19 protein-coding genes are annotated in these 17,208 nt (G+C 55.0%); 9 read left to right on the plus strand and 10 right to left on the minus strand.

Features of this window, described 5'->3' with window-relative positions:
• Window positions 1-61: 61 nt before the first annotated feature.
• A complete protein-coding gene (locus tag HKD32_RS06090; protein WP_194257706.1) occupies window positions 62-1,537 on the minus strand; it encodes an aminotransferase class V-fold PLP-dependent enzyme in 1,476 nt (491 codons plus the stop codon).
• A 110-nt stretch (window positions 1,538-1,647) separates the two neighbouring features.
• Between HKD32_RS06090 and HKD32_RS06095 the strand changes: the two genes are divergently transcribed.
• Both HKD32_RS06095 and HKD32_RS06100 read left to right on the plus strand, forming a co-directional pair.
• Window positions 1,648-2,109 (plus strand): Lrp/AsnC family transcriptional regulator, encoded by a 462-nt coding sequence (locus HKD32_RS06095; protein ID WP_010504285.1) that lies wholly within the window; start codon window positions 1,648-1,650, stop codon window positions 2,107-2,109.
• Between the two features lie 23 nt (window positions 2,110-2,132).
• Entirely contained in the window at window positions 2,133-3,446 is a 1,314-nt protein-coding gene (locus HKD32_RS06100; RefSeq protein WP_010504287.1) for an amino acid permease, read from the plus strand.
• On the opposite strand, the gene HKD32_RS06105 is transcribed toward HKD32_RS06100, so the two are convergent.
• Window positions 3,428-3,826, minus strand: coding sequence for a DUF4186 domain-containing protein (locus HKD32_RS06105; RefSeq protein WP_194257707.1), 399 nt, complete (start codon window positions 3,824-3,826; stop codon window positions 3,428-3,430). The two genes, HKD32_RS06100 and HKD32_RS06105, sit on opposite strands and share 19 nt — an antisense overlap.
• A 142-nt stretch (window positions 3,827-3,968) precedes the next feature.
• On the opposite strand from HKD32_RS06105, the gene HKD32_RS06110 reads away from it, so the two are divergent.
• Complete coding sequence (locus HKD32_RS06110) at window positions 3,969-4,958, plus strand: exodeoxyribonuclease VII large subunit (RefSeq protein ID WP_228118791.1); 990 nt, start codon at window positions 3,969-3,971, stop codon at window positions 4,956-4,958.
• A gap of 107 nt (window positions 4,959-5,065) precedes the next feature.
• Here HKD32_RS06110 and HKD32_RS06115 read toward each other — a convergent pair whose 3' ends face one another.
• A complete protein-coding gene (locus HKD32_RS06115; protein WP_228118792.1) occupies window positions 5,066-5,602 on the minus strand; it encodes a hypothetical protein in 537 nt (178 codons plus the stop codon).
• A gap of 105 nt (window positions 5,603-5,707) precedes the next feature.
• On the opposite strand from HKD32_RS06115, the gene gap reads away from it, so the two are divergent.
• Complete coding sequence (gap, locus tag HKD32_RS06120) at window positions 5,708-6,727, plus strand: type I glyceraldehyde-3-phosphate dehydrogenase (protein WP_061932083.1); 1,020 nt, start codon at window positions 5,708-5,710, stop codon at window positions 6,725-6,727.
• A 3-nt stretch (window positions 6,728-6,730) separates the two neighbouring features.
• The gene (locus HKD32_RS06125) at window positions 6,731-7,945 is read left to right on the plus strand and encodes a phosphoglycerate kinase (protein WP_061932085.1); all 1,215 of its coding nucleotides are present in this window, start codon (window positions 6,731-6,733) and stop codon (window positions 7,943-7,945) included.
• Window positions 7,946-7,993: 48 nt separating this feature from the next.
• On the opposite strand, the gene HKD32_RS15425 is transcribed toward HKD32_RS06125, so the two are convergent.
• Both HKD32_RS15425 and HKD32_RS06135 read right to left on the minus strand, forming a co-directional pair.
• Complete coding sequence (locus tag HKD32_RS15425) at window positions 7,994-8,182, minus strand: helix-turn-helix transcriptional regulator (protein WP_010504299.1); 189 nt, start codon at window positions 8,180-8,182, stop codon at window positions 7,994-7,996.
• Entirely contained in the window at window positions 8,179-8,559 is a 381-nt protein-coding gene (locus tag HKD32_RS06135) for a hypothetical protein (RefSeq protein WP_194257708.1), read from the minus strand. The genes HKD32_RS15425 and HKD32_RS06135 overlap by 4 nt, the downstream gene beginning before the upstream one ends.
• 200 nt (window positions 8,560-8,759) lie before the next feature.
• Here HKD32_RS06135 and HKD32_RS06140 point away from each other — a divergent pair, with 200 nt between their 5' ends.
• Window positions 8,760-9,212, plus strand: a complete 453-nt coding sequence (locus HKD32_RS06140) for a hypothetical protein (RefSeq protein WP_061932089.1) — start codon at window positions 8,760-8,762, stop codon at window positions 9,210-9,212.
• Window positions 9,213-9,224: 12 nt separating this feature from the next.
• Here HKD32_RS06140 and HKD32_RS06145 read toward each other — a convergent pair whose 3' ends face one another.
• From HKD32_RS06145 to HKD32_RS06155, 3 genes are all read right to left on the minus strand, one after another.
• Window positions 9,225-10,622 (minus strand): ArnT family glycosyltransferase, encoded by a 1,398-nt coding sequence (locus tag HKD32_RS06145; RefSeq protein WP_228118793.1) that lies wholly within the window; start codon window positions 10,620-10,622, stop codon window positions 9,225-9,227.
• A gap of 286 nt (window positions 10,623-10,908) precedes the next feature.
• Window positions 10,909-11,802, minus strand: coding sequence for an RNA polymerase sigma factor RpoH (gene rpoH, locus HKD32_RS06150; protein ID WP_010504308.1), 894 nt, complete (start codon window positions 11,800-11,802; stop codon window positions 10,909-10,911).
• 223 nt (window positions 11,803-12,025) lie between these two features.
• The gene (locus tag HKD32_RS06155) at window positions 12,026-13,012 is read right to left on the minus strand and encodes an RluA family pseudouridine synthase (RefSeq protein WP_061932093.1); all 987 of its coding nucleotides are present in this window, start codon (window positions 13,010-13,012) and stop codon (window positions 12,026-12,028) included.
• On the opposite strand from HKD32_RS06155, the gene HKD32_RS06160 reads away from it, so the two are divergent.
• Together HKD32_RS06160 and HKD32_RS06165 are read left to right on the plus strand one after the other, a co-directional pair.
• Window positions 13,011-13,379 carry a hypothetical protein gene (locus HKD32_RS06160; protein ID WP_194257709.1) on the plus strand — a complete coding sequence of 123 codons (369 nt, stop codon included), beginning with the start codon at window positions 13,011-13,013 and terminating at the stop codon, window positions 13,377-13,379. The genes HKD32_RS06155 and HKD32_RS06160 overlap by 2 nt on opposite strands.
• 55 nt (window positions 13,380-13,434) lie before the next feature.
• A complete protein-coding gene (locus tag HKD32_RS06165) occupies window positions 13,435-13,911 on the plus strand; it encodes a TspO/MBR family protein (RefSeq protein ID WP_194257710.1) in 477 nt (158 codons plus the stop codon).
• Here HKD32_RS06165 and HKD32_RS06170 read toward each other — a convergent pair.
• Window positions 13,884-14,216, minus strand: a complete 333-nt coding sequence (locus tag HKD32_RS06170; RefSeq protein ID WP_010504316.1) for an ArsR/SmtB family transcription factor — start codon at window positions 14,214-14,216, stop codon at window positions 13,884-13,886. The two genes, HKD32_RS06165 and HKD32_RS06170, sit on opposite strands and share 28 nt — an antisense overlap.
• Window positions 14,217-14,311: 95 nt before the next feature.
• Here HKD32_RS06170 and HKD32_RS06175 point away from each other — a divergent pair, with 95 nt between their 5' ends.
• Entirely contained in the window at window positions 14,312-15,385 is a 1,074-nt protein-coding gene (locus HKD32_RS06175) for an alkene reductase (protein ID WP_194257711.1), read from the plus strand.
• Window positions 15,386-15,437: 52 nt separating this feature from the next.
• Here HKD32_RS06175 and HKD32_RS06180 read toward each other — a convergent pair whose 3' ends face one another.
• Window positions 15,438-17,159, minus strand: coding sequence for a Hint domain-containing protein (locus HKD32_RS06180; protein WP_228118794.1), 1,722 nt, complete (start codon window positions 17,157-17,159; stop codon window positions 15,438-15,440).
• Window positions 17,160-17,208 lie beyond the last annotated feature (49 nt).

A 17,208-nucleotide genomic window follows, 5' to 3' on the forward strand; every position in this document is an offset into this window, starting at 1 on the left:
TCTCGCTTGAAGGTGCCCTGTTCAGAGTTAAAAATGAAGAGGGTGGGGAAGTCGGTTTGGATCAGGCGGCGATTTTGGGCCGGAAGCGAGCTGTCGAGACATCGCATTCATAGGCTGCGGCAACGGAATGGGGATCAAGCGCAAGTTCATCTACTGCATCCAGGATACGCTCGACCTTTGCGTCATCCATCAGCACGCTGAAGTTCAGGCGCGTCCAGCCCGGTTTTTCGATTTCCTGCCCGGAGAGAATGGCCTGACGGATTGCATCTGATGCAGCTTCGTCAATATCCAGCAAACGATGGGCGTAGGGACCAGCACAGGCGCAGCCGCCGCGGACCTGAATGCCATAACGGTCGGACAGCATACGCGTGAAAAGCTGCTGGTGGATGAGGCCGCCGGTTACGGTATCGCGGATCTGGAATGAGAAAATCGGCAAGGCTTTTGCCGTAGCGTGACCGAGAATCCTGATATTTGGATTTTTACCCCAGCGCGCGATAGCCCGTGCCCGCAGTTCGGCATTGCGTTCATCCATGAAGCTCTGGCCAATCACATCCTTGACGATGAATGCCAGCGCTGCGCGGATATCGCCAATGACGTCGGGTGTTCCGCTTTCTTCAAGAGTGGCCAGACTGTTTGAGTAATCATGGTTCCATGGAGAAACGAATTTGACTGTCCCACCACCCGGGAGGACAGGACCACATCGCGTAACGGCATCATTGCGAACGATCAGAATACCAGAGGCTGCAGGTCCACCAATGAATTTGTGGCAGGAGACAACAACGGCATCCTTCTCCACGGCTGTTCCGGGTTTCATGTCGATGGGCAGATAGGGGGCGGCACCGGCATAATCCCAGATCGAAAGCGCACCATGTGTCTTCAGGAGGGCCGTGACAGCGTCCACGTCCGTCATGATGCCGGTGACGTTGGATGCAGCCGAGAACGAACCGACTTTTAGACGCCCTTCGCCGCAGGAGGTCAGGGCTTTTTCAAGAATGGCCAGATCCGGGCCACCTTCTGCGGCTTCCGGGATCTCGATGATTTCGGCACCGCTTTCCCGCCAGGGCAGAATATTGGAATGGTGCTCGTAGGGGCCGATGAAAATGACCGGGCGATTGCCAGCCGCACAGCGGGCGGGAATTTCCAGAAGATGCACAAGACGGTTCAGACCGGCGGTGGCGCCGTTCCCCATAAAGATGGTCGTGAACCGATCTTCCGGCGCATGGCATAGACGGGCGATCATGGCGCGGGCTGAATTGCGCATCCGGGTCATGTATGCGCCACATAGTGAAGCTTCAGTGTGGCTGTTGGCGTAGTAAGGGAGGACTTCGTTCATCACGAAGGTTTCGACCTGAACCAGTGCGCGGCCCGATGCCACATAGTCTGCATACAGCATGGACTGCACGCCAAAGGGGCTCATGAACTTCGTGCCATCTCCAAGCACGCCCTTGCGCAGGGCATCTCGTCCTGTTGCGCGTAGGGTTTGCTCGAACTGCGCCAATGCTGTTGCGCTGTTTTCAAGACTGCCGATCGTTTCCATGGTCCTTGATCCTTCCCTGAGCCGATAAAAGAAAAATACCTCACCGGAATGGGGAAAACCGCACCTTTATTGTAGACGCGAATGGGTTTTTTGTTGTCATTTACATCGATATGAGCAGAATCATCGATCAAACGGACCGTGCCATCCTCCGTATCCTCCAGAAGCAGGGAACGCCCTCCCAGCGTGAACTGGCTGAACAGGTCGGCCTGTCCCAGAATGCCTGCTGGCGTCGCCTGAACGCCCTGCGGGAGAGCGGAATTATCAGCCACGACACCGTGCGCCTCAATGCGCAGGCGCTGGGGCTGACATTGACGGTCTTTGTTCTGATGCGAACGCGCCACCATTCACGCGAATGGTTCGAAACGTTCCGCAAAGTGGTCGTTTCGATCCCAAACATCGTTGATTTTTACCGGATTGCCGGTGAGTATGATTACCTTCTCAAGGTTGTGGCCTGTGACATGAACGATTTTGATCGTGTCTATCAGCAGATCATCAGCAAGGTCGAGCTGGATGCCATTACCTCATACATGACCATGGAAACCCTGGCGGATAACAGGGATCTTCCGGTCTGATACATTACTGACAGGGATCTTTCATGACTGAACCGGACCAGCTCGCCCAAAGCCTGAGAACACGGCATATTGTCATGATTGCTCTGGGTGGTGTGATCGGTGCGGGTTTCTTCATCGGCTCATCAGCCGCTCTCTCAATGGGTGGTCCGGCGGTCATTGTGTCATATGTTCTGGCGGGACTTCTGGTCTGGCTGGTCAACAGCATGATGCGGGATCTGGCATCTGTCACGCCCGGGCGTGCGTCTTTTCTTGGGCAGATCCGTCACGCTCTTGGAGATCGTTTTGGCTTCGTGGCGGGTTGGACATACTGGCTGACGTGGGTGACGGTCATTGGTGTAGAAGCGATTGCTGTCACGTCCATGCTTACACCCTATATTCCCGTTCCCTATGCTGTTCTGGAACTTCTGGTTCTCGGTGCCATGACGGCTGTCAATCTGCTGTCTGTCAAAGGTTATGGCGAATTCGAGTACTGGTTTTCAGCCATCAAGGTTCTGGCCATCATCGTATTCAGCGGGATTGGTTTCTGGGCGCTTGGGGTTCATTCCATCCCCGTGAAGGAGAACCTGTTCAGTCATGGCGGTGTTCTGCCGCACGGCCTTCTTGCTCTTCTGGCGGTTATTCCAACCGTATTGTTCTCCATGGGCGGAAGCGAAATCGCGACGGTGGCTGCGGTTGAATCCGACAATACGGAGCGGAATATCGCGCGCGCGACCCGCACCATTCCGTTGCGGATCGGTGTTTTTTATCTCGTTACCATTTCATTGATTCTGTGCCTTGTTCCATGGACCGATATTGTGCCGGGACAGTCCCCGTTTCTGCTGGTGCTGAACCGGTTTCATGTTCCCTTTGCCGGTCTAGCTATGGGGGTCGTCATTCTTGTTGCTGCGCTGTCCAGCCTGAACTCCGGGATCTATGTGACGTCCCGTATTCTGTATGAGCTTGCAGAGACAGGCGATGCACCATCCACTTTTCTGGTCGTCGAACCTAAAACGCAGCTTCCCCGTCGTGCCCTTCTGGCGAGTGTAGGGTCATCCATTTTTGTTGCAGCAACGGCTGTTCTGTCGCCGGGTCTGATCTTTGCTGTTCTTGTCAGCCTGACGGGCGGTTTCATGCTGTTCAATAACGCGCTTCTTGTGTTGGGGCGCCTGAAGATCATGCCCCGGAAACCTGCTGGCGCCTATGTTGCCTTGGCCCTGATTGCCATGGCGATTATTGCCATGATGATCCAGCCCGAGACGCGTTCACAGATCGAGATGGGTGCCTTTGCGATTATAGTAATCCTGCTGGCAGAGCGCTTTCTGCCCCGGGCTAAAAGCCTTCAGAACAACGCCCCCTGAGCTGGCGACAATGGAACGTCCGCGCCTGTATCCTTCAAAATCCAGGCGCGAAGAACGGCCAGAATAGCCTGCTGCTCGTCTTCGGTCAGAGGCTTGCCGGAGCGGATGCCGTGCCATTTTGAAAGGCAGCCACGACAGCACGACCCCGTAGCGTGCTGGGCAATGAAAATGGGGTGGCCGCGCATGGGCGTTTGTTTTCCGTCCTGCACAGGGAAAGCCGGAGCAAGTCGATCCCGGATGAATGTCGCGCCATGCTCCATGACGGCATCAAGCCCACGGCTTTCCAGATATTGCTGCGCCCGTTCATCGAGGTGGAACCGGGCACGGAACCGGGATTTCTGAAGTCTCAGGAGAAGCTCTTCGGGAGAAGAAACGCTCAAGACGGATCAACCTTCTGAAAATACGCAAAAAAAATGTTGTGAGGGCGCTTTCACCCTCTGTGAGAACATCTGTTCTTACTCCATATGGTGCCGGATGGACGCTTTTCCGAGACGCACCCGAACTGATTCTGCATCTGGCGATATGGCCAGCCTGCCGGTCCTGTCCCCTCTTCAGGTTCAGGATCTGTTCACAGCCCGTCTGGACGAGATTTGTGGCCAGTTTGAAGAGTGGGGCTTTCCGCTTGTTGTTGCCGGGCAACTGGGTGATGTGGCGCCGAATGCTTACCGGAAATACTATCAGCTTCCCTTAATCGACCCGCAACTTGGAACCTCTATTGCGCTTGAGGCGACCAAATCCATTCTGGCTGTGGCAGATGTTCGTGCGGGTGACTATGTAAGGGTGACGGGCTTTTTGAGGGCGCGACATCTCAGGGGGCAGGTGGCTCTTCGGTTTGAAGCGCTGGCGGTCGACCCTTACGATCCCGGACGACAGAAGGTTGATCGCGCTGAAAAGTCGCTTCTGGATGTTCTTCGGGGATTGAGCTGGGAGTTCCATCCGTATCCTGAGCGGCGGGAGGCAAGACTTCTGCTGATTCACTCTGCGTCCTCCAATGCTCTTGTGGCGGAAGACTTTCTTCAGGGTCTCGGAGGTGGCTGGCGATCAGAACGTATTCGGTCCTTACCAGTAGCCATGACGGACCCGCATCGGATTGCTGACGCCATTGGGACGTGTCGGGAAGACATTATTGTTCTGATCCGTGGTGGCGGAGATATGTCAGAATTTGCGGTGTTTGAGCATCCACTCGTTCTGGAAGCACTGGCCACCTGCCAGGCGCACCGGGTTCTGGGTGTGGGACACACCGCCAACCGGACGTTGGCTGAGCGTCTCGTCGACCATGCTGCCACAACGCCGGCTGATGCAGGGCATTATATTCGCAGGATGAGCGGTCGTCTCTGGCAACAGCAGGAGGAAGCGCGCGCTCAGCAGGAAGAAATTGTCGCCCTGCGGGAAAGCGCTGCATCCATGGCGGTGACGCCCCCTGGTCCGGCTCTGGGAACAAGGCTCAGAAATGCTCTGATCTTGCTGGGATTAGGGTTGCTACTGGGATGGCTGCTCCCAAGGTTTTTCTGATTTCTGGAAAGCCCCATCTGTCTTTGGATAACGCCTGCCTCGAAAGGCCGAGGCAGGTGTATCAGGCTGTGTGGAGTATCGGGCCGGAAAACTCTTGCACTGGCGTGTTAGCGAACGTCGACGCGCACCACAGGATGCGTGACTGAGCCGTCTGCCACAGCGTGCATTTCGATCTGGATTGGTTGGGCCCCTGCCCTGTTGATCCGATGGGCGACGGGTTCCAGATCTGCCTGAGTCGCTTCTGTCATGGCCCTGGCCTGCGCTGCCGGATCGCTCTGTAGCGGAACCAGAAGCTGCACAATGAACAGAACATTCTCCTTGCGGGCGAGTGCCGCCTTCACGGCCTTGTCCACGGTAGGCCCATATTCGGCTTCCGGTGTCCCGCCCTCGATCTGCAGGAAGGGAGGTTTGGGCTTCGGTGCAGGGGGCGCTGGTGGAACATACGGCTTGGGTGGTCTGCTGGCTTGCGGGTTGAACGTACGCTGATCGATCAGCTTGCAGCCAGCCAGCAGGGGAGTCACCAGCAGGATGCTTCCCGCCAGAAGAAGGGCACGTGGAGCCATGATGCCTCGAAAGGAACGAAAATTGCGGAGAATTGCAGCCATATTGTGCGGGACCGTCGCAGGAACGGAGGGTTTGGGCAAGATTAAGCGCATCAAGTTCATGAAAAACTGTGCCAACCCCCTGTTGCTTCTTTGTAGCGATGCTATGGATGATGCCCTTTCGTCAGAATAGCGGAGTAGGCAGGCATGGCGGTAAAAATCGCAATCAACGGTTTCGGACGTATCGGACGTCTCGTTCTGCGCGGCATCATCGAGAGCGGCCGTACGGACGTTGAAGTCGTAGCCATCAACGATCTGGGTTCGGTAGAAGCAAACGCTCACCTGCTGGGTCATGACAGCGTTCATGGTCGCCTGCCGGGTAAGGTCCGCGCGGAAGGCAATACGCTCATCATCGAAGCGAATGGTCGCACTTATGGTCCGATCACGGTGTCTGCCGAGCGCGACCCCTCCAAGGTACCGTTCGAAGGCATTGATGTTGCCATGGAATGCACGGGCCTGTTCACGACGCGTGAAAAGGCTGCTGCTCTGCTCGAAGCTGGAGCAAAGCGTGTGATCGTCTCCGCTCCGGCAACGGATGTGGACGCGACCATCGTCTTCGGTGTGAACGACGACGTTCTGACGCCGGACATGAAGGTGATTTCCAACGCCTCCTGCACCACGAACTGCCTTGCACCTGTTGCGTCCGTTCTGGACGAAGCATTCGGCATTGAGCGTGGCTACATGGTCACGATTCACTCCTACACGGGTGATCAGCGTACGGTGGATACGCTCCACAAGGATCCGCGTCGTGCCCGCGCAGCGGCTCTGAACATGATCCCGACGTCAACGGGCGCTGCCAAGGCTGTTGGTCTGGTTCTGCCGCACCTGAAGGGTAAGCTGGACGGTACAGCCATTCGTGTTCCAACGCCGAACGTCTCTCTCGTCTCCCTCGACTTCGTACCGAAGACCGTTCCGGCTTCCGCTGAGGCCGTGAATGAAGCCATTCGCGTTGCGTCCGAAGGCAAGCTCAAGGGGATCCTTGAGTACAACACGGACCCGCTGGTGAGCACGGACTTCAACCATTCCCCGGCATCCTCCACGTTCGATGCCACGCAGACGGCTCTGGTCGATGGCGGCCAGCTTGTTCGCATCTGCGCCTGGTATGACAACGAGTGGGGTTTCTCCAACCGTATGGCGGATACGGCCGCCGCTTTCGGGAGCCTCTGAGCCATGGTGTTCCGCACGCTCGATAACCTGGAGGCACGCGGCAAACGCGTGCTCGTCCGGGCTGATCTGAACGTGCCGATGCATGACGGCGTCATCACTGACGCCACGCGCATCGAGCGCGTTGCCCCGACCATCAGCGAACTCGCCGACAAGGGCGCGCGCGTTGTGGTCCTGAGCCATTTCGATCGCCCGAAGGGCAAGGTCGTTCCGAGCATGTCTCTGCACCCCATCGCCGAGAAGCTCGGCGAAGTGCTGGGCAAGCCGGTGGCTTTCATTCCGGAATGTGTTGGCCCAACCGTTGAGGTGGCTGTTGCTACCCTCAAGGATGGCGACGTGCTGGTTCTGGAAAACACGCGCTTTCATGCGGGTGAGGAAGCCAATGATCCGGCTTTCGCCAAGGCGCTTGCAGAAAATGGCGATATTTTCGTCAATGATGCGTTCTCGGCGGCTCATCGCGCCCACGCCTCCACGGAGGGGGTGGCGCATGATCTGCCGTCCTTCGCCGGGCGTCTGATGCAGGCTGAACTGTCTGCTCTGTCCGCAGCGCTGGAAAACCCGGAACGTCCGGTTGGTGCCATCATCGGTGGCTCCAAGATTTCCACGAAGCTGGATCTGATTGGCAACGTCATCCAGAAGGTGGACACGCTGTTCATCACCGGTGCGATGGCCAACACGTTCCTGGCGGCGGAAGGCATTGCTGTGGGCAAGTCCCTGCAGGAAGCAGACATGCACGAAACAGCCCGTAGGATCGCGCATCTCGCGCAGGAAAAGGGCTGTGAGATCATTCTTCCGGTTGATGCCGTTGTAGCGCGTGAGTTCAAGGCTGGTGCCGAGAGCGAAGTGTGCCTGATTGGTGAAGTTCCGGCCGATGCCATGATCCTCGATGCTGGTCCGCGTACGGTGGAACTGATCAACGAGCGTCTGGCAACCCTGAAGACACTGGTCTGGAATGGCCCGCTTGGTGCTTTCGAGATTGAGCCCTTTGATCGTGCAACGGTTGAAGTCGCCCAGGAAGCCGCTCGCCTGACGCAGGACGGCAAGCTGCGGACTGTCGCCGGTGGTGGTGACACGGTCTCTGCTCTGCGTCATGCCGGTGTGGCTGGCCAGATGAGCTATGTCTCGACGGCTGGCGGTGCATTCCTTGAATGGCTTGAAGGCAAGATCCTTCCAGGCATCGAGGTGCTCCGCACGACAGGCCAGCAACTCGGTCTGGACTGATTATCAGAAGGCGGGGAGGGCAACCTCCCCGCTTTTTTTGCCTTGGCCTTACGGAAAGAAAATTTCCTCAATTCTGCGCTCGAAAAGCTGCGAGATCGTAAAAGCTAAAGGGAGGCTCGGATCATAGCGCCCTTTTTCGATAGCATTGACCGTTTGCCTTGAAACATCCAGTGCTGCGGCCAGATCTGCCTGACTCCAGCTGCGTTCCGCCCGAAGTTCTTTGAGGCAATTGTTCACCGATAGCGCCTTTGAGCAATAATGCCACTGATCCCCCAGAGCGCGCCCATAATCGGCCAGACCGCAAAAGCTCTGAGATGAGGCAGGCCAGCACTTTCAGCGAAGCCCCAAGCAAAAGTCAGCAGGGCAGTTCCCAGAAAAGACATTGTGATCGCATCCAGCTGAATGCGCCGTTGCAGTTCATCCATTCGCCAGATTGCACGCATGATGGCCCATGCCGCGGCTAGAGCTCCCAGCATGGGTGTGAGCGCCAGAACCATTCTTGCGGGGAACGCAGGATGGAGTGCGCGTTCCAGGTAATTGGCTCCAAACAGCAACACCACATACAGGGTCACAGCACTGCCAAGTTCAATAAGATATCGTCGACCGTACAGCATTTTTTATCCCCCTTTATGTAAAGTATGCTTTACTTTTTAAATTAAAATGTCAAGCAAGCTTTACATAAAGGATCCAAACTTGCCATGTGCATCGATCACGTTTCGTGACGTCATGAAACTTTCTAACTTTTTCAATTGTAATTTTGGTGTCTGACTCCGCACACTGATGTCCAGCCTTTCGCTTTGCTGGAATCCGCTTGATGCGCCTTCTCCCTGTCCTGATGAGGTCTTTCCCCGTGCTGATCATGGCAACGGGAACGTGTAACGCGCTGGCAGCAGATTCTGTGCCATCGGGGGTATCGCCGAAACAGCCGCTTTCAGCTTTTGCGCACCCTTTTGACGCCTCGTTGTCTCAGACGGTTTCCGCTGACCCCAGACAAGGTGCTGCGCTTATGCGAGGTCTGGAGAAGCATCGGGCCAGTATGGTGGCGGAGCAGATGTCTTCAAGTTTTGGCGCAGCCCCGTTGCCGGACGAAAATATTGAAGGTCCTCGGGATGCGGTCCAGTCGGACGCGTATCTCAAACCTGATTTCTTTTCGGATAAGGTCGGTCGAGTTGACGACGCGGCAGCAGAAAATCATGCAGACCAACATCGAAAAGGCGCAGGCACAGTCGCCGGAGGACTGGCGCTGGCCGTTCCGCTTTCGCAGTAAGATCGGCTGCCGTCAGGTGTGACGGTAAATGTAAATCGAATGGTTTAGCCCTTGGAATCTGTAAACTAATTTGTAGCTTACAGTGATTTCCAGGAAAATTTCCTTTCGAACGAGGGGATTTTCCAGAAGGGGTGATGGATCTTCCGTAACAATATATTCTGGTCTTTCTGCAAGAACTCTGTGGGTTTCCTGCAGGACATCTACGCCTGTTGCATGGGCCTCGATTTTTTCGTGGAAATGTCCCGGGAAAGGGTGGTTTGTCAGTGGGCACCAGTAAGGAGTGTCGTAGAGTGCTGGTGGTCCCTGATAGACAAAGACACAGCCGGGCTTTTGGTTCATGACACCTAACATCGCCTGAAACGTCTGTCGATTTCCATTCTCAAGGCGATGTTTTCGAAGGCTGTACTGCCCTGTTAGTGAAACAACGCAGAGGAGGGCAATCACCCATGCTCGTCCCTCTTTCCATCGCCATAAAGGAGCGGAGGCCAATGCCAGAGGAGCGTAGAGGGGAAGGGCGTAATGAGGGTACCAACCCCCGAAAACCAGGACTCCCAAGCATGCAACCCAGGCCCAGAGCGTGAGGTAAAGATATTGAGGCTCGGAAGCTTTTTTATATGCAAGGAAGCCTGTTGCGATGAGTCCGATCATGAGAGGCAAAATGGCTCTCAGCATGCGTAACTGCAGACGGTAAGTTTCTTCACTGGGTCCGTGGCCACGTAGGAAGATGGATTCCAGATTGGCAAAAACCCATTCGGAACTATGCCCGATAGCCGCGTAGAAACAAAAGACAGCAAATGTTGGCAGAAGACCTGCAGCTGCAAATAATACGGATTTTTGAAGCGTTTTCGACAAGGATCGGCGTTTTAGCCAACTCCAGACAACGCTATAGATCCCAACGAAAATACCTTCAAAGACCACAGTATATTTCAATTGCATGGCGAGGCCGAACAGAAGCATTCCGAGAAGGGGGTGTCTGTCCGGGTTTTTTCTATCTGGCTGTGTAATACCACGCAGAACGAGCGCGACTGCTGCGGTTACAAGAAGGTTATAAAAAACGGGCGTCTGACCGCCTTCGCCCTGTGAAAGATTGAGGAGCGCGACATACAGAAGTGCTGAAACGAATGCTCCTGTCGCAGGAGCGATAGTTTTCCCCATACGGAACAGAAGCCATGCGGTTCCCCATACCGCTGCCATAGCGCCTGCTTGATAAGCGAGAACCCTGTAAGATCCGAAAAGGTGGAAGACGGCATAAAGCAGGAAGATCCCGAACGGCTTTCTGTCCCAGACCTGAAGATAGGGCAGATCTCCGTGTAAGAGGCGTCCACCGCCAAAAAGATAAAATTCTTCATCAACATGGAGGAGGGGATTGCCGAATGTCTGAAGCCTGCTGACGAAAATAAACCCGACCAAAATAAAATTCAGTATAAGTGTCTTGTGGCGTTCAAACATAAATCAAAATGGCCAATATGATGTCTGCATACAATTTTATCAGCGATATTATTTCCTTATATATTTGTTTGTAACCATATGGAAAATGCGTTTCTTGGATGTAATAAATAATTCAATAAAATAATTTTATAAAATGACTTTACGAGCGCACTTCTGGATTTTTTGCATCAGAGCACAAACAGCTTATAAAAAAGGCTGCCATGCGTAATGCTGGCAGCCTTTTTTACTGAGAAAAAGAAATGGTCAGTTAGTTCTGAAGGCCGTTTTCGCGACGGCGATGTTCCACTTCGGAAGCCATGGCTTTCTGGAGTTTCTCCATCGCACGGGCCTCGATCTGCCGGATCCGCTCACGGGAAACATTGTAATGGTGAGACAGGTCTTCGAGCGTTGATGGCTCTTCCTTCAAACGACGTTCTGCCAGAATGTGACGTTCACGCTCGTTCAGGGTCATCATCGCCTGATCCAACAGAGCTTTCCGTCCACTGAACTCCTCAGAAGCCGCGTAAGTCTGTTCCTGGTTTTCCGTGTCGTCTACCAGCCAGTCCTGCCATTCTCCTTCGCCGTCAATGCGCAAAGGAGCGTTCAGGCTATGGTCCGGTGCGGACAGGCGCTGGTTCATGGACACAACATCCTGCTCAGGCACGCCGAGCGTTGTTGCGATGGAATTGACCTGCTCAGGCTTGAGATCGCCGTCATCAATGGCCTGCATCTGCCCCTTCAGGCGACGCAGATTGAAGAACAGCTTCTTCTGCGAGGCGGTCGTACCCATTTTTACCAGTGACCAGCTATGCAGGATGTATTCCTGCATAGCGGCACGGATCCACCACATCGCGTAAGTTGCGAGGCGGAAGCCGCGCTCTGGATCGAAGCGACGGACGGCCTGCATCATGCCGATATTGCCTTCGCTGATCAGTTCATTCACCGGTAATCCGTAGCCGCGATAGCCCATGGCGATCTTGGCGACGAGGCGCAGGTGAGATGTGACCAGTCGATGTGCGGCGTTGGTGTCCTCGTTCTTCCGCCAGGCACGGGAGAGATCAAGCTCTTCCTGTGGGGTCAGAAGGGGGAATTTGCGAATCTCCTGAAGATACCGGGTTAGGTTGTTTTCAGGACCTACAGAAATGACAGCTGGAGATGCCATGGTCTTCGACTCCTTTCGCCCGGGGTGTGCCTGGCTCGATGAGGTGATGACTCATACGAACTGGCTACAGGAAGGTTCCTCACACCCAGGTGACGCATTGGGAAGGACTATCACGTCCCCAGCCGCTTGCCCCCGAATTGGGCGACATACGGTGGTACGATCCGTTCCGGCGGCGCGTCAGCTCGTCGGATAAGTCATCTTATGACAGGTATAGCCGAAAAGGTCAAGAATTTTTAAAGGTTGAGCCTGTCAGGCGATTTTTCAAGTCCTGAAAATCCTGAGGAGGCGCAGTTTCGAAAGAAAGAGGCTGTTTCGTCCGGGGATGGATAAAGCCGAGTCGAGCTGCGTGGAGGGCCTGCCTTGGAAAATCCAGAGCAGCATCCTTTGCGTCTTGTGGCAACCCACGGGCCGCGGCGGGGATACGGCGCAGATAAACCGGATCTCCCAGAAGCGGGTGTCCGGCCTGAGACAGATGAACACGAATCTGGTGTGTGCGGCCTGTAGCCAGTTTGCATTCAATCAGGGAAACGCTCGCATGAATGGGTTCCAGAAGTTTGAAGCGGGTCAGTGCAGGTTTTCCGCCGGACTGTACGACCGCCATGCGCTTGCGGTCTTTTTTGTCCCGTCCGATGGCGCCGTCGAACTCGCCGGACGCGGGCAGGAGGCCCCAGGCCAGAGCCATATAGGCGCGGTCTATATCTCTCGCTGCGAAGGCTTCAGACAAAGCATTATGCGCCATGGCGTTCTTTGCGACGACCATCAGTCCGGACGTATCTTTATCCAGACGATGTACGATTCCCGGCCGTTTTTCGCCCCCAATGCCTTCGAACCCTTCGCCGCAATGGCCCAGAAGGGCATTGACCAGAGTGCCGGTTTCATTGCCCGGAGCCGGATGCGTGACGAGGCCGGCCTGTTTGTCCAGAACGATCAGATCCCGGTCTTCATAAAGAATCGTGAGGGGCAGATCCTCGGCCATCGGGCGGGCGGGGAGCGGGGTGGGGAAGGACAGGATCAGGTCCATTCCTTCACGCAGCGTATCGGAAGGTTCGCGAACGATCTGTCCGTTGCGGGTCAGATGCCCCTCTTCGATAAGGGTCTTGACCCGGGAGCGGGAAATCGTGCCGATGGCGTCAGCAAGGGCACGGTCAACGCGCTGACCGGCCAGACTGGCATCAACAACAAGGCGGAACGGGGTTTCAGGATCTGACATGAATCAGGGTTTAGCCGAGGATCGGACGGGCAGCGAGTCAGGGGCTTCAAAAGCGTTGTTTGCGGCCGTCATCATTATGGGTGTCATGATTGTCGTGGGGGTTGCCGTCATGATTGGCGTGATTGGCTACCGTGCCATGCATCCGCACCATGGCCCGGCTCTTGAAACGCAGGCCACAAAGGGGCTGTCTCGTTTGTCTCTGCCGCTGGGGGAGGGGGAGCATATTCTCAGCGTGACGGCGCGCGGGGATGGCATGATGGCTGTGACCCTTGGCAGGCCTGGAGCTGAGCGCGTTCTGCTGTGGAATCCGGAAGCCGGGAATGTGGCGGCGGAGCTTGATTTCGAGGCTGTGGCAGGAGTTCCCTGAACATTCCAGGCGCTGATGCGTTTCCCATGTTCGAGATTATATCGGGATAGAGATTATGGGACGCATCCTTGACGCCGCTTTGGCAACGGCAACTGTTTTCGGCGCGCAGTATTTCGGACGGGAAATCAGCCCTGTCGAAGACGGCTCAACACGACGCTGGTATCATCATCTGAACAAGCCAGCGTTTTCGCCGCCAGCTCCTGTTTACGCTGTCGTCTGGACATTGCTTGACGGTCTTCTGGGGTGGTCGGGGTATCGCTTGCTCAGAGCGGAAACGTCTTGCAAGCGGACGCTGGCTCTATGTCTCTGGGCGATCTGTGTTGCGGGTGTGGCAGGGTTTCCGTTTGCCGTTTTCCGTAAACGTCGGCTTGATGCAGGTCTTGCGATCTGTATTGGTTTGGTTGTGACGTCTGGAGCGTCAATCTGCACTGCCAAAAAGGTGGATCGTTGTGCTGCAAAGCTTCAGATCCCATTCTTTGTCTGGCTGACATTTGCCGTCTTTGTTCAGGAAGAAGTCTGGCGCCGAAACTGAGCTGCTTCGGTGTTCTTCAGAATGGAATCCATGAGGCCCGGGAAGCGGATCTCCAGTTCCTGAAGGCGCAGGGAATTATGGTGCTGCACACCTTCGATCCGGGTGTGCAGAATACCGCTCTCCCTTAGGACCTGAAAATGATGGGACATGCTGGATTTAGGGCGTGATCCGATCAGGGCAGCGCAATTCGCTTCGCCCAGCACGTACAGTCGTTGGACAATGTCCAGGCGCACAGGATCTGCCAGGGCGCGCAGGACCGTTATCAGGTCAAGTTTTTCCAGATCAGGCGAGTCATGGCAGGGCATACGGCGTCTTATCCCTTCCTTGTAGAATTGACGCAACACTTCTATAGTTCGATCGTTATCGAACTATAGAAGTTTCGATCAAGGAGTACCCTTTCATGCCCGATCTTTTTGATCCCATTGAACTTGGTGACTTTTCAGCCAAAAATCGCATTTTCATGTCTCCCCTCACGCGTGCTCGTGCGGGGCGTGATGCTGTGCCAACGCCGATCATGGCAAAGTATTACGAGCAGCGGGCAGGCGCAGGTCTCATCATTTCCGAAGCAACTGGCATTTCCCGGGAAGGACTGGGGTGGCCCTATGCACCGGGAATCTGGTCTGATGAACAGGTTGAGGCCTGGAAGCCGATTACAAAAGCTGTTCATGACAAGGGCGGCCGTATTGTCTGTCAGCTTTGGCATATGGGCCGGATGGTCCATTCGTCAGTGACGGGGTTACAGCCGGTTGCACCTTCTGCCACGACGGCCCCACGCTATGCCCATACATATGATGGAAAGATGCCATACGAGACAGCCAGAGCTCTGCAACTGGAGGACATTTCGCGGATAGTGTCGGATTATGAAACGGCAGCGCGGAATGCAATCAGGGCGGGCTTTGACGGTATTCAGCTTCATGCGGCCAATGGCTATTTGATTGATGAATTTCTGAGGGATGGGACGAACCATCGCACTGACGAGTATGGCGGCTCGCCTGAAAACCGTATTCGTTTTTTGTCGCAGGTTGTGAGTCGTATTGTCGCGACGATTGGTGCGGAAAAAACCGGTGTTCGCCTTTCTCCCAATGGAGATACACAGGGATGTCTGGACTCAGCGCCTGAAACTGTTTTCGTCCCGGCTGCTGCAGAGCTTGAGCGTTTGGGGGTGGCGTGGCTTGAGCTTCGCGAAGTCGGACCGGAAGGGACGTTTGGAAGTACGGACCAGCCGAAATTGTCCCCGGAAATCCGGAAGGTGTTTCGCCGACCGCTGGTTTTGAATCAGGATTATACTTTCGAAGCCGCACAAGAGGACGTTCAGCAGGGCCGTGCTGATGCAATCGCCTTCGGTCGCAAGTTTATTTCGAATCCTGATCTTCCGATCCGTTTCGCCAAAGGATTACCCTTGCAGCCGGATGATATGGCAACCTGGTACAGCCGTGGAGAGCATGGTTATACCGATTATCCCTCTGCGGATTGATTAAAAAATGCCGGGGAAAGAGGCCCCCGGCATTATCGTCTGGGGTTAGCGATCAGGCTGATAGAGTTACCAGGTCAGCTTCCTGTTTGCTGTCTGCCAGATACGGGCCTCCAGCGACCACCTCAATGGCCAGCATACCCAAGCTGTTCGGCTGTCTATTATTGAGAACGAGCAGAGCGTTTCCGTTCGTCCACCGGCGACCACCTGCTTCACGTCCGTACCAGCCATTCTGTGCATGCTCATCGTTCAGGGCTGTCAAGCAGACCGAACGCCCGGAGTCGTAGAACGTGATGTCTCCGACGCAGATGCCGAGTTTGCGACGGTCGTCCATGAAGGGACCGATCGTCTCATGTGGTGAACTTGCTCTGGAAACCAGATGAACAGATTTGACCGAGGCTGGGATCATGAACATGACTCGGCCGCCAACTTCACGTGTCTTATGTATGACCACGCCCGTATTGGTCACGAGATGGAAGTCAGGATCCTGAACGAGGTTCTGTTGGTGTGCACTCTTGGAAACACCAAGAAGCGGCAGGCGATCGGAGATTTGACGGAAAAGAGGCTGCACGCTGTCTTGTGAGACGGAAAGCGGCGCTGCTGCATCTGTGTCCCAGCTCAGAGGCTTGCTGCCAAGATGGATCACTGTTCCGCCTTGACGGAAGCTGTATCGATTTCCTGTATCGAGATACGTCTCCGTTAACATGCCGTTTGCCTTGATAATGGCGTGTGCTTCGGTCTCGATGTGGAAATAATCGTAGCTGGTGATGCTGCGATCGTAAAAAATAGACTTTCCATTGACCAGCATCCGCACGGGTGTGAAGGCGCCATTCAGGAAAAGGCAATGCTCGGCGGTCACGAGCAGGTCACGTGAAGGAACGCCATCTGCAAGTGCGTCTTTGATGATCCGGACTGGGTAGCCTGCGGTATCATCAGGCAGGTTTGCATCGACTGTAACGCGGGCTTTGCCCGTCCATACGAGGGGAGCCACAGTTTCCTGGCCATCCCGGTATGTTGTGACAAGGTCACCCGACTGAAGGGTTTCAACGGCTTTTTCGCCATCGGGGGTCTGGATCATGCTGCCTGCGAGATAGCAGGTAATGACACCGCCGCTGCCGTCTGACTGGGTGAAAGATTTGCTATAATATGTTGTGAAAGGAAAATGGCTTCCTGTTGCCTTTAGATCAAATGGGTCCCCTGAAAGGGTTATAGTACGGCCAGCCCCCACAATACCTAGTAAACTAATTCCATCGCCAATTGTTGTTGTGTTTGTCAGAGAATTATAGGTGGCTGGTATTGACGAAGAACTTGGAAAATCCATCACAAAATTCTTTGGGATGGTTGTGGTAGTATTGCCGTTTGCATCAACGAATGTGACGGGAAGATTAAGAACGCCTACGCTAAGGCCGGTCGGTTCAATTTTAATCTCCCCTCCTGCGGGCCCTACGGTAACACCGTTCAAAGCCTTGACCCCAATCACGCTGCCCTGAAGGTCAAGAATGCCGCCGTTAACGGTTACGGATGTCCCGACACCAGCATCGAGCAGACCACCACCCACCTTGGCGGTTGCTCCATTCTGGACAGTGACGGATGAAAGGGCGCTTACGCCAGCCAGCCCACTTGTCAGGTCTACGACAACATTGTCTCCCGCCGGAGTATTGCTGTTCTTTGTGACAACAATAGAGCTGAGTGCAGAAACGCCAGCTAAAGCAGAGAGGTCACCCGAACTGTAGACCGTAGCGACCCCTGCATTCACACTAACCAATGAAGCTGCCATCTTGGTTCTCCGTATATTTTAATTAACGATAAAAATGATTCTTATAACG

It is taken from the genome of Gluconobacter japonicus (assembly GCF_015244665.1).
GTDB classification, from domain to species: domain Bacteria; phylum Pseudomonadota; class Alphaproteobacteria; order Acetobacterales; family Acetobacteraceae; genus Gluconobacter; species Gluconobacter japonicus.